Annotated in this window: 10 protein-coding genes; 9 read left to right on the forward strand and 1 reads right to left on the reverse strand. The window is 64.7% G+C overall.

Going from position 1 to position 11922, the window contains the following annotated elements; all coding sequences use genetic code 11:
- Positions 1-150 precede the first annotated feature (150 nt).
- Positions 151-849 (forward strand): GntR family transcriptional regulator, encoded by a 699-nt coding sequence (locus LB555_RS17325; protein ID WP_015318974.1) that lies wholly within the window; start codon positions 151-153, stop codon positions 847-849.
- A gap of 242 nt (positions 850-1091) precedes the next feature.
- Positions 1092-2447, forward strand: coding sequence for a glutamine synthetase family protein (locus tag LB555_RS17330; protein ID WP_140877994.1), 1356 nt, complete (start codon positions 1092-1094; stop codon positions 2445-2447).
- 5 nt (positions 2448-2452) lie between these two features.
- Here the strand turns inward: LB555_RS17330 and LB555_RS17335 are convergent, their stop codons facing one another.
- Positions 2453-3313, reverse strand: coding sequence for a MurR/RpiR family transcriptional regulator (locus LB555_RS17335; RefSeq protein ID WP_224683338.1), 861 nt, complete (start codon positions 3311-3313; stop codon positions 2453-2455).
- A gap of 150 nt (positions 3314-3463) precedes the next feature.
- Between LB555_RS17335 and murA the strand changes: the two genes are divergently transcribed.
- From murA to LB555_RS17370, 7 genes are all read left to right on the forward strand, one after another.
- Positions 3464-4720, forward strand: coding sequence for a UDP-N-acetylglucosamine 1-carboxyvinyltransferase (gene murA / locus LB555_RS17340; protein WP_224683339.1), 1257 nt, complete (start codon positions 3464-3466; stop codon positions 4718-4720).
- Positions 4717-5598 (forward strand): N-acetylglucosamine kinase, encoded by an 882-nt coding sequence (locus LB555_RS17345; RefSeq protein WP_015318978.1) that lies wholly within the window; start codon positions 4717-4719, stop codon positions 5596-5598. The genes murA and LB555_RS17345 overlap by 4 nt, the downstream gene beginning before the upstream one ends.
- Positions 5599-5766: 168 nt before the next feature.
- Positions 5767-6690: an N-acetylmuramic acid 6-phosphate etherase gene (gene murQ / locus LB555_RS17350; protein WP_041163516.1), complete on the forward strand. Its 924-nt coding sequence runs from the start codon at positions 5767-5769 to the stop codon at positions 6688-6690.
- A gap of 120 nt (positions 6691-6810) precedes the next feature.
- Positions 6811-8322, forward strand: coding sequence for an ABC transporter substrate-binding protein (locus tag LB555_RS17355; protein ID WP_015318980.1), 1512 nt, complete (start codon positions 6811-6813; stop codon positions 8320-8322).
- Positions 8323-8353: 31 nt separating this feature from the next.
- The gene (locus tag LB555_RS17360) at positions 8354-9313 is read left to right on the forward strand and encodes an ABC transporter permease (RefSeq protein ID WP_224683340.1); all 960 of its coding nucleotides are present in this window, start codon (positions 8354-8356) and stop codon (positions 9311-9313) included.
- Positions 9313-10152: an ABC transporter permease gene (locus LB555_RS17365; protein ID WP_224683341.1), complete on the forward strand. Its 840-nt coding sequence runs from the start codon at positions 9313-9315 to the stop codon at positions 10150-10152. The genes LB555_RS17360 and LB555_RS17365 overlap by 1 nt, the downstream gene beginning before the upstream one ends.
- Entirely contained in the window at positions 10149-11897 is a 1749-nt protein-coding gene (locus LB555_RS17370) for an ABC transporter ATP-binding protein (RefSeq protein WP_224683342.1), read from the forward strand. The genes LB555_RS17365 and LB555_RS17370 overlap by 4 nt, the downstream gene beginning before the upstream one ends.
- Positions 11898-11922: the final 25 nt, after the last annotated feature.

An 11922-nucleotide genomic window follows, 5' to 3' on the forward strand; every position in this document is an offset into this window, starting at 1 on the left:
TCCGGCGGTTGGCTTGCCGCGCAACGACCGAAGCGTCTATCATGCCTGATCAATCGGCGGCTTGGGTGTTCCCGCCGTGCCGGGCCTAAGCTTTGTCCGCGGCGCGTGTCGTCAGGTCATTTTCAGAACGGATGAAGGTGCGCCCCGCCAATGGCCGGCAGAACACATTTCGGTTTGACCGCCGTCGACACCGTGCCCTTGCACGAGAAGGTCTATCTGGAGCTTGTGCGAGCCCTGATGTCGGGCCAATTCCTGCCCGGCCAGAAGCTGACCTCGCGCAAGCTCGCCAGGGAACTCGGCACCAGCGACATGCCGGTGCGCAGTGCCTTCATGCGGCTGCAGGCATTGCGTGCACTGAGCCCGATGCCGAATGGCAGCGTCGAGGTGCCGGTGATCTCGGCCGAGCGATTCTCGCAATTGACCGCCGTGCGCACACTGCTCGAAGGCCCGGCGACCGAGCTTGCGACGAAACTGATCAACGGCAACAATCTGCGGGCGATCCGACGCCATTGCACAGAACTGACCCTGACGGCCCGCAAAGGCGATATCGGCGACTATCTCAGGAAGAACCACGATTTTAAGTTCTCGATCTATCGCCATTGCGGCAACGAGCAGATGATCTTCCTGATCGAGACGGTGTGGATGCAGGTCGGCCCGTTTCTCAGAAACCTCGCCGTGGGATTCGAGGACGACCTCTCCTCCATCCTGGACATCGACTATCACGAGGAAGTCGTTGCCGCGATCGAGGCGCAGGACGGTGCGCGAGCGCGGGCGGCCATCGTTCGCGACATCGACGAGGGTGCTGCCCACATCCTGCGGCAGGTCAGATTCCCGGAAGCGAGGAGCTAGGCCGGTGTCTCCTGGACCCCAGATGCCGCTTGGCTTTCCCTTGCCTTGTCGCTATGTTGCGATCGCAGATCGCGCAATTGGTTCCTGAAATGCCTCCCGACATACCGGCTAATGACTTGAAAAAATGAAGGAAACTTTTCCGACCGATGTCGGAGATGCCTTCATGAACTCATCAGCCGCTTTGTCGTAAAAATAGGGTGCTCGCCTCAGACGCGACACCGCAGGGAACCAGAGGTTTGAAATTGAGCGATGCAATTGCGGACGTTTTGAACTGGCTTGAAAGCCGAAGCGACATCCAGAGCCTGAGGGCCGCGGTGTGCGACCTCAACGGCATCATGCGGGGAAAACGCATCCCCGTCGAGCAGGCCCGCAAGGCACTGGAGGGCAAGCTGCGCATGCCCTACTCGCTGATCGGGCTCGATGTCTGGGGCGAGGACATCGAAGGCAACAGCCTGGTCTTCTCGACCGGCGATGCCGATGGCCTTTGCCAATGGACGGGTCGCGGCATTCTGCCGGTGGAATGGACGGCGCATCCGACGGCGCTCGTCCCGCTCTGGCTCGCCGATGAGAGCGGAGCGCCCTATCTCGGCGACCCCCGGCGGGCACTGGCTCGCATCCTCGGTCGCTACAAGGCGCTCGGCCTGACGCCTGTCGCGGCGACCGAACTCGAATTCTACCTGGTCGATCCGCAATCGCAGCGGCCGGTCGGACCGGTCTCACCGGTCACCGGGCGGCGTCTCGATTCCGACGCGGCGCTGTCGATCGACGAGATCGACGATTTCGAAGCCTTCATCCACGACATCTATGAAGCCTGCCGGGCGCAAGGCATTCCCGTCGACACGGCAATCGCCGAAAACGGCGTCGGCCAGTTCGAGATCAACCTGAACCATGTCGCCGACGCCTTGCGGGCGGCCGACGATGCGGTGTTGTTCAAGCGCACGGTGAAGGGCATTGCCCGCAAACACGGCTTTGCCGCCTGCTTCATGGCCAAGCCCTATGGCGATCGCGCCGGCAACGGCTTCCATGTCCATTTCAGCCTGGTCGATGCCGATGGGCGCAACGTATTCGACGACGGCACCGACCAGGGTTCCGACACCATGCGGCACGCGGTCGGCGGGCTGCTGGCGGCGATGGCCGAAAGCACGCTGGTGTTCGCGCCGCACTTCAATTCCTACCGCAGGCTGCGCCCGAGATCCTACGCGCCGACCGCGGTCGCCTGGGGTTACGAGAACCGCATGGTCGCGATCCGCATCCCCGGCGGCCCGACCGGCGCGCGCCGCATCGAACATCGCGTCTCGGGAGCCGACGCCAACCCCTATCTCGTGCTTGCCGCCATACTGGGCGCCGCGCTGATCGGCATCGAGAAGCAGATGTCGCCAGGCGACCCGGCGGGGAGTGACGGGCAAGGCGTTGCCCCGGCCAAATTGCCGCCGGACTGGGCGTCGGCGATTGCAACCTTTGAAGGCGGGACGCATGTGGCGGAGATCTTCCCGGCGATTCTGCGCGACTCCTTCGTCGCCTGCAAACGCCAGGAATTGAATACGTTTGCCCTCAACGTCAGCGATTTCGAGATCGAGACCTATCTCGAAAGCGTCTGAGGCCTTTACGACGAGCGCTCGGCCTTCAGCACCGTGACCGCCGCCTCGCTGTTGTGAACGTAGTCGTTGGCGTCGGGCTGCTTCTGTACCAGCAGGATGAACAGAAGGTCGGTCAGCGTCAGCTGCGCGTCGCGCGCGGTGATGGAGGAAGAGCGCGCGCGTTCCTCGTCGGCGAGGGTGTAGAGGCGGATGTCGGCGACGCGGCTCAGCGGATTGTCGTGCAGGCCGGTGACGGCGATCACCGTCGTGCCACGCTTGCTGGCAAGCTCCGCGATACGCAAGGTTTCGATGCTGGCGCCGGAATAGGACAGCGCGAACAGCACATCGTCAGGCCCGAGCGTCGAGGCGTTGGCCATCTGGATGTGGCTGTCGCTGTCATGCAGCACATTGCGGCCGAGCTTCATCAGCTTGTATGAAAAATCGCGCGCCACCAGCGAGGAGGCGCCGACGCCGACCAGATGGATGCGCCGCGCGCCATCAAGCAGGTCCAGCGTCCTGGAGAGGATTCGCTCGCTGTTGGCGGCGACGGTCTGCTGCATCGACAGCAGCTTGCTGCCGATCAGTTTCTTCAGGATGACCGGAAAACCGTCACCCACCTCGATCGAGCCGTGGATGACGCCGGCCGGCACCTGCCAATCCTGCGCCTTGGCCTCGCTGACGGCGAGCTTGAGCTCCTGGTAGCTGGCATAGCCGAGCTTCTGGCTGAACTTGACGACGCTAGACTGGCTGCGGCCGATCTCGGCCGCAAGTGCCGCCGTCGACAGCCGCAGCATCTGGTCGGGATTGTCGATGATATAACGGCCGATCTCGCGATCGCCGGGCGCCATGCCGTCGAGCTCGGCACTGATCCTGCTTAAGACGGACACGGAAACCCCTCGCTCTTCACTGCAAGACGAGGAATAAATTATTCCAATTTTGATTGACAGCCAAGAACGCAGAATTAATTCTCGACCGACCCGAGGTCATCGCTCGGGATCCCGGGTAGGCCACCGGACGTGGCCGTCAAGGTTTCAGCCATGGACAGATTGCGGATCGTAGGCGGACAGAGACTGGAAGGCGCGGTCACCATATCGGGCGCCAAGAATGCCGCTTTGCCGCAGATCGCGGCCGCTCTTCTCAGCCCCTGCCCGCTGGAACTGACCAACCTGCCCGATGTGACCGACGTCGAAAACATGCTCGGCGTGGTGCGACTTCACGGCGCCGAAATCACCCGGTCCGCCCATGCCGCCACAATCGACACAAGTACCGCCGTTTCCAAGGAGACCTCCTACGACACGGTACGGAAAATGCGGGCGACGGTGCTCGTCCTGGCGCCGTTGCTGGCGCGGTTCGGCCATGCCCGGGTTTCGCTGCCGGGCGGCTGCGCGATCGGCGCGCGGCCGGTCGACATGCATGTCGCCGCACTCGCCGCGCTTGGCGCCAGGATCGCCGTCGAGAACGGCCTGATCGTCGCCTCGGCCCCGAACGGGCTGACCGGCACGCGCATCGTGCTCCCCTCGCCATCGGTCGGGGCGACGGAAACCGCCATGATGGCGGCGACCGCGGCCAAGGGCGAAACCGAGATCCTGAACGCGGCGCGCGAGCCGGAAGTGGCCGATCTCGCCGCCTGCCTCGTTGCCATGGGCGCGCGCATCGAAGGCGCCGGCACGCACCGTATCCTGATCGCGGGCGACACCAGCTGGCACGCCGCCAGGCACGACATCATCCCCGACCGCATCGAGGCCGGCACTTATGCCATCGCGGCCGCCATCACCGGCGGCCAGCTCGAACTGACGCACGCCCGGCTCGAGCACATGGCCTCGGTGGTGCAATTGCTGGAGGCGACCGGCGTCAGCGTCTGGCCAGGCGACCGCGGTCTGATCGTCTCGCGCGACCGGCCGCTCAAGGCCGCGGATCTGACGACGGAACCCTATCCGGGCTTTCCGACCGACCTGCAGGCGCAATTCATGGCGCTGATGTGCTGCGCCCAGGGTGCGTCGCTGCTGCGCGAAACCATCTTCGAGAACCGCTTCATGCATGTGCCCGAACTGATGCGGCTCGGCGCCAACATCAAGCTGCAAGGCACCATGGCGCTGGTGCGCGGCGGCGAGAAATTGCACGGCGCGCAGGTGATGGCCACCGATCTGCGGGCTTCGGTGTCGCTGGTGCTGGCGGCGCTGGTCTGTGAAGGCGAGACGACAATCAACCGCGTCTATCACCTCGACCGCGGCTACGAGCAGCTGGACCGCAAGCTGCGCCTGTGCGGCGCCGATATCGAGCGGCTGGGCGCATGAATACCGAAGCGGATTATTTTCTCGGCGTCGACGGCGGCGGCACCGGTTGCCGCGCCCGTCTCGAGGACGCGCAAGGCACGGTGCTGGGACAGGGCCTGTCGGGGCCGGCGACGACGCGGCTCGGCATCGAGGCAGCCTGGACCTCCATCGCGAAAGCTTTCGGCGCGGCGATCGAGGAAGCAGGTTTCGCGCCAGCCGAAACCGCCAAGATCCATGCCGGCATCGGCCTTGCCGGCATCGGCCGCAAAGGCGCGCTTGAGGCGTTGCGGGCAATCGCGCATCCCTTTGCCAGCATCGACTTCGTCAGCGACGGCATCGGTGCCTGCCTTGGCGCGCATTCCGGCCGGGACGGCGCCATCGTCATCGCCGGGACCGGCTCGATCGGCCTCGGCTTCGTCGAGGGCCGCGACCTGCGCGCCGGCGGCTACGGGTTTCCGATCTCCGACGAGGGCAGCGGCGCCGACCTTGGATTGAAAGCCGTGCAACTGGCATTGCGCGCCCATGACGGCCGCCACGAGCGCACGGCGCTGCTGGCGGAGGTCATGCAGCGCTTCGCGGGCGACCCCATGGAGGCTGTCGCCTGGATGGACCGCGCCAGCGCCACGGACTATGCCGCGCTTGCACCCATGGTGATGCGCCATGCCGACCAGGGGGATCCCGTTGGGCGCCGCATCGTGCAAGGTGCCGCCGAACAGATCGACACGCTGGTGCGGGTATTGTTCGAAAAAGGCGCGCTGCGCGTGACGTTGCTGGGCGGCCTCGCCAGCCCGCTGGAGCCCTGGCTTTCTCCCGATGTGCGCCGCCGCCTGAAGCCCGCCGACGGCGACGCCGTATCCGGCGCGATCATTCTTGCCAAGCGTTCGGTTTGCAAGGGATAGCCAGCACGGGCAGGAATAAAATATTCCAAATCTCTGTTGACGATGTGAATATCAAATTCTAAAAAGTTAACAAAGAAAAACTGCGATGACAGACCCAAGGTCCGTCTGCACTGGTTGCCAGTCGAGCGATGCCGGGCGCCGTGTGGCAGAACTTTTGAAAGCGCTGGGATGACCGAGCAAGGGTTGATGTCTGAGCTGGATCGCTTGGTTTCCGAGGGTCGGAACCCAAGGACCGTCGACATCGATCTGCTGCCGACCCTCGACGTGCTGCGCAGGATCAATGACGAGGACAAGATCGTCCCAGCGGCCGTCGAAAAGGTGCTGCCCGAGATTGCCGCCGCGGTGGACCGGATCGTGCTTGCCTTCGAGAGGGGCGCACGCCTCATCTACATGGGCGCCGGCACCAGCGGTCGGCTTGGCGTGCTCGACGCTTCGGAATGCCAGCCGACATTCGGCGTGCCCGAAGGCATGGTGGTCGGCCTGATTGCCGGCGGGTCCGACGCGCTGGTGCGCTCGCTCGAAGGCGCCGAGGATGACCCGAAGACGGGCGCCAAGGCCTTGCAGGGGATCGGACTCACACCCGACGACGTGGTGGTCGGCATCGCGGTCAGCGGACGCACGCCCTATGTCATCGGCGGGCTGACCCATGCCAGGCAGATCGGCGCAACGACGGTCGCCCTCTCCTGCAATCCGGCATCCACCATTGCCGGTATCGCCGACATCGCGATCTCGCCCGTCGTCGGCCCCGAAGTGCTCACCGGCTCGACCCGGCTGAAATCGGGAACCGCGCAGAAGCTGGTGCTCAACATGCTGACCACGGCCTCGATGATCCGGATCGGCAAGAGCTACCAGAATCTGATGGTCGACCTGAACCCATCGAACAGGAAGCTGGTGGCCCGGGCGATCAGGATGGTCATGCAGACGACCGGCTGTACCGCGCCGCAGGCGCGGCAGGCGCTCGACCGGACCGGCAAGGACGTCAAGTTGGCGATCCTGGTGACCATCACCGGCCTCGACGTGGACGCGGCGCGGGCCGCTTTGTCCAGGGCCGGAGGGTTCCTGCGAAAGGCGATCGGCGACGAAGCAACCTGAAGCCACTTTAGACAAGACGGCGTCAAGCCGCATAGACTGGGCCGACACTCCATAGCATGTGTGCCTTGGAAGCGGTCCTCGGAAACTGCAAGGCACCGAGTTCAATAATGGGAGACGAGAATGGTTCATCTTACAAGAAGGCTGCTTTCGGGCATCACCCTTGCCGCGATGCTCGGCATCGCGACGGTTTCGGCGCAGGCGGCGACGCTGCACATGGCCTGGTCCCAGGACGCCACCGGGCTTGATCCGCACAAGCAGACGGCCTTTTCCTCGCTGCGGCTTTTGGAGCTGATCTATGAGCCGCTGGTGCGCGTCGACGCCAGCCTGCGGATCATTCCCGCCATCGCCTCCTCCTGGGAGTTTTCGAAGGACGGCAAGGGGCTGACCTTCAAGCTCGATCCCAAGGCGAAATTCCAGGACGGCACCGCCGTGACATCCGCCGACGTCAAGGCGTCGTTCGAGCGCATTCTCGACGAGAAGACCGGTGCCGCTGCCCGCGCCAACTTCCTGTCGATCGCCAGCATCGACACGCCGGATGCGGCGACCGTCGTGTTCCACCTGTCGCAGGCCGACGCGCCTATCCTGACGGCGATGAGCGACGTCAACGCGGCCATCGTTCCGGTGGCCGAGATCAAGGCCGGCTCGATCGGCACCAGGACGGTCGGTTCGGGCCCGTTCAAGCTCGACAAGTGGGATCCCAACGCCAAGGAAGTCTTGAGCGCCAACAAGAACTGGGCCGGCGGCGCGACCGGCGTCGACGGCATCGAGATCAGCGTGCTGCCCGACGAGGCGGCGATCCTCGCCGCCATGCGCACCAAGCAGATCGATTTCGCGCTGCTGAATGACCCGCTCGTCGCCACGCTGGTGCCGAAGGAAGCCAACTTGCAATTGAACCGCGTGCCGGTGCTGGCCTACAACGTGCTGCAGCTCAACCCGTCGCGGAAGCCGATGACCGAGCTCAAGGTGCGCCAGGCGATCTCCTGCGCCATCGACCGGCAGGAGGTGCTGGACACCGCCGCGCTGGGCGAAGGCAAGGTCACCGGACCGCTGACCATCCCGGCGCTGGCCACCGATCCCAGCCAGTTGTTCTGCTACAAGCGCGATGTCGAAAGGGCCAAGAAGCTGATGGCCGAGGCCGGCTTTGCCGACGGCTTTTCGGCGACCGTGATCGGCGCCACGGGCGAGCCGCCGACGGCAGCCGCGGAAGCCCAGGTCATCCAGTCGCAGCTCGCCGAAATCGGCGTCAAACTCGATATCAAGATGATGGAGCTCAACGTCTATGTCGACGCCTGGCTGAAGGGCGATTTCGACATGGCGATCGCGCTCAATGGCGGCCGGGCCGACCCCTATACCATGTACAACCGCTACTGGACCAAATCAGGCAATCTGCAAAAGGTGGCGAACTACATCGACGACACGCTCGACAGCCTGATGCAGCAGGGCCGCGCAGAGACCGATCCGGCCAAACGCAAAGCGATCTTCGCCGAATTCGAGAAGCACCTCGCCGAAATGTCGCCGTGGATCTGGCTCTACACCTCCTATAGCTATACGGCGCAACAGAAGAACATATCCGGGTTCGTGCCGACCCCGACCGGCACGCTGTTCAGCCTGAGCAAGGTGACGATCCAGTAGCTTCGGCAATGGGACGAGAGGTCTTCCTGGCGTGAACTATCTCCTGCGACGGCTGGCGACGTTTCCTCTCGTGCTGCTTGGCGTGTCCATCCTGGTCTTCGTCGCGATCCGGATGGTGCCCGGCGATTCGATCACGGCGATGCTGGGCACCGAGGCCGGCCTGCTGACGCCGGCACAACGGGATTCGCTCGCCGCCTATTTCGGCATCGACCAGCCCTGGTTCGTCCAATACTGGCGCTGGATCGGCGGCATCCTGCACGGCAATTTCGGCATATCCGTCACCTATGGCAGGCCGGTTCTCGACGTCATCCTCGAGCGCTTCCCGCTGACCTTGGAGCTGGCGCTCCTCTCTATGATCATCGCCCTCCTGGTCGGCATGCCGGCGGGAATCTACGCCGCCACCCACAGCGAGAAGCTGTCCGACCTCGGTGTGCGCGTCGTCGCCATGATCGGCCAGTCGACGCCGAGCTTCGTGCTTGGCCTGTTGATCATCTACACGCTGTCGGCGGGCTTCGGCGTGCTGCCGGCGATGGGCGAATTCGTGCCGATCTGGCAGGATCCCTTGCGCAATCTCAGCCAGTTGATCCTGCCCGCCATCACGCTCGGCTTTGCCTTCGCGGCATCGGTCACCCGCATTGCGCGCTCGGCAATGCTCGACGTGTTGAGCGACGATTATGTGCGCACCGCGCGCAGCAAGGGCGCTTCGGCGCGCAGCGTCATCTGGCGGCACGCTTTGCCCAATGCACTGATCCCGGTGGTGACGCTGAGCGGCATAGAATTCGGCTACCTCCTGGGCGGCGCCGTCATCGTCGAACAGATCTACGCCCTGCCCGGCCTCGGACGCATGGTGCTCGACGCGATCCTGCAGCGCGATTACGCGCTGGTGCAGGGCAGCGTGCTGTTCATCGCCTTCAACTTCATGATCGTCAATCTCCTGGTCGACCTCGCCTATGTCGCGCTCGATCCGCGCATCCGGCTGGGGGAACAGTGATGCGCATCCTGCGTGCCATCTTCGGCCATGGCAGCGGCCGCATCGGCGGCGTCATCGTGTGCGTCTATCTGCTGCTTGCCATCCTCGGCCTGCTCGGGCTGACGCCGCACAATCCGATCACGCAGTACCGTATCGACCGGCTGCATGCGCCCAGCGCCGCCTACTGGATGGGCACCGACCTGTTCGGCCGCGACGTCGCCAGCCGCCTGATGGCGGGCATCGGCCAGTCGTTCACGGTCGCCTTCTTCTCGGTGGCCTTCGCGGCGCTTGCCGGGACAGTCCTGGGGCTTGCCGCCGCGTGGCTCGGGCGCCGCTGGGACGGCGTCGTGATGCGGATCATGGACGTGCTGCTGGCCTTCCCGGCGATCCTTCTGGCACTGCTCATCGTCACCGTCGCCGGACCCGGCACCTGGACCAGCGTCGTTGCCATCGGCATCGTCTACACGCCGATCTTCACCCGCGTGGTGCGCGGCCCCGCGCTGTCGCTCAAGACACGCGAATTCGTCGACGCCGCGCTTACCTTCGGCAGCAGTTCAAGCTACATCGTCACGCGCCACCTGCTGCTCAACCTGGTGGCGCCGCTGACCGTGCAGGTGACGCTGGCACTGGCCTGGGCGCTGCTGACCGAAGCCGGCCTGAGTTTTCTCGGCCTCGGCACGCAGCCGCCCGCCGCGTCGCTCGGACTGATGCTGAGCGACAGCCGCAACCTGATGGAGACAGCACCCTGGCTGATGATCTTCCCGGGCCTGGCGATCATGATCAGCATTCTCGGCTTCAACCTTCTGGGCGACGCCTTGCGCGATATTCTCGACCCGAGGATGCGGAGCGCGTTCGCATGACCCCGCTCTTGTCGGTTTCGGACCTGCGCGTCGGCTTCGGCCGCGATCCCTTGGCCAACGAGGTGGTGCGCGGCGTCAGTTTCGATATCGCCGATGGCGAGACGCTGGCCATTGTCGGCGAAAGCGGCTCGGGCAAGTCGGTGACGGCGCTGTCCATCAACCGGCTCGTCGATTTCGGTGGCGGCCGCATCACTGGCGGCTCGATGAAGCTCAAGCGGGCCAATGGGACCATCTTCGAGTTGACGACCGCGACCGAACCGCAATTGACCGGCATTCGCGGCGCCGAGATCGGCATGATTTTTCAGGAACCGATGACCTCGCTCAACCCGGTGCTGACCATCGGCACCCAGATCGAGGAATCGTTCCGCCTGCATCGCGGCCTGACCGGCCGGCAGGCTACTGCGGCAGCCATGGACGCGCTCGACCGCGTGCGCATTCCCGATGCCGCGCGCCGGCTGAAATACACGCCCAACCAGCTGTCCGGCGGCATGCTGCAGCGGGTGATGATCGCCATTGCACTGGCCTGCAACCCGCGCCTGCTGATCGCCGACGAGCCGACGACGGCGCTCGACGTTACCGTGCAGGCACAGATCATGGCGCTGCTTGCCGAGCTGAAGCGCGAAAGCGGCATGTCCGTCATCTTCATCACCCACGATATCGGCCTGGTTGCCGGCATCGCCGACAAGGTGATGGTGATGCAGAACGGACAGGCCGTCGAACAGGGTGAGCTCAACCGGATCCTCGACAGCCCCCAGCATCCCTACACCCAGCATCTGCTGCACGCCGTGCCACATTTCGCCAGCGGTCGCGCGACGCGCTCGGATGGGCAACGTGACAACGGCGCGAGCGCCGAACCGGCCTTGAAGGTCGATGGCCTCGTGGTTCGGTTTCCCCTCAAGAGCAGTTTCTTCAGCCGCGCCACCGGCGCGGTGCATGCCGTCGACGGCGTCGATTTCGACCTGATGCACGGCGAGACGCTGGCCATCGTCGGCGAGAGCGGTTCGGGCAAATCCACTGCCGCCAAGGCGGTGCTGGGGCTTGTGCGGCCGGCGCGCGGCAGCTTCTCGGTCGGCGCCCGAGCGGCCTCGCCGAGGCGCAGCGCCAGGCCCATGCAGATGGTGTTCCAGAACCCTTATGCCTCTCTCAATCCAAGGCTGGCGATCGAGAGCATTCTGGCGGAACCCGTGATCGCCACCGGCGGCCGGGTGGATGCCGAAACGCGGGCCAGAATGGCGCGCCTGCTGGAACGCGTCGGCCTGCCCAAGAACAGCCTCGAGCGCTATCCGCATGAGTTCTCCGGTGGCCAGCGGCAAAGGCTGTGCATCGCCCGCGCGCTGATGCTCAACCCGTCCGTCGTGGTCCTCGATGAAGCAGTGTCGGCGCTCGATGTGTCGGTGCAGGCCAAGGTGCTGGAGCTGCTGGTCGACCTGCAGCGCGAGTTTGGGCTGGCCTATCTCTTCATCTCGCATGACATGGCGGTGGTCGAGCGGATCGCGCACCGCATCGCAGTCATCTATGCCGGCCAGATCGTCGAGATCGGCGACGCACAGTCTGTGCTGTCGAAGCCGAGACATTCCTATACGAAGAAGCTCATATCAGCCGTTCCGGCCATCGACCGGCGGCATGAGCGTTTCGAACTGGATACGCGCCAGGTGCCTTCGCTGGTGCGCCCGCCAGGGTTCGAGCCGGCGCCGGCGAAGTGGGAGCGGTTTGGGGTGGATCATATGGCGAGGGCGGAGGTGTGATGGACGGTGCACTGGGATATGCAAG

Origin of the sequence: Mesorhizobium sp. BR-1-1-10 (assembly GCF_020165595.1) — a bacterium.
Lineage (GTDB): Bacteria > Pseudomonadota > Alphaproteobacteria > Rhizobiales > Rhizobiaceae > Mesorhizobium > Mesorhizobium australicum.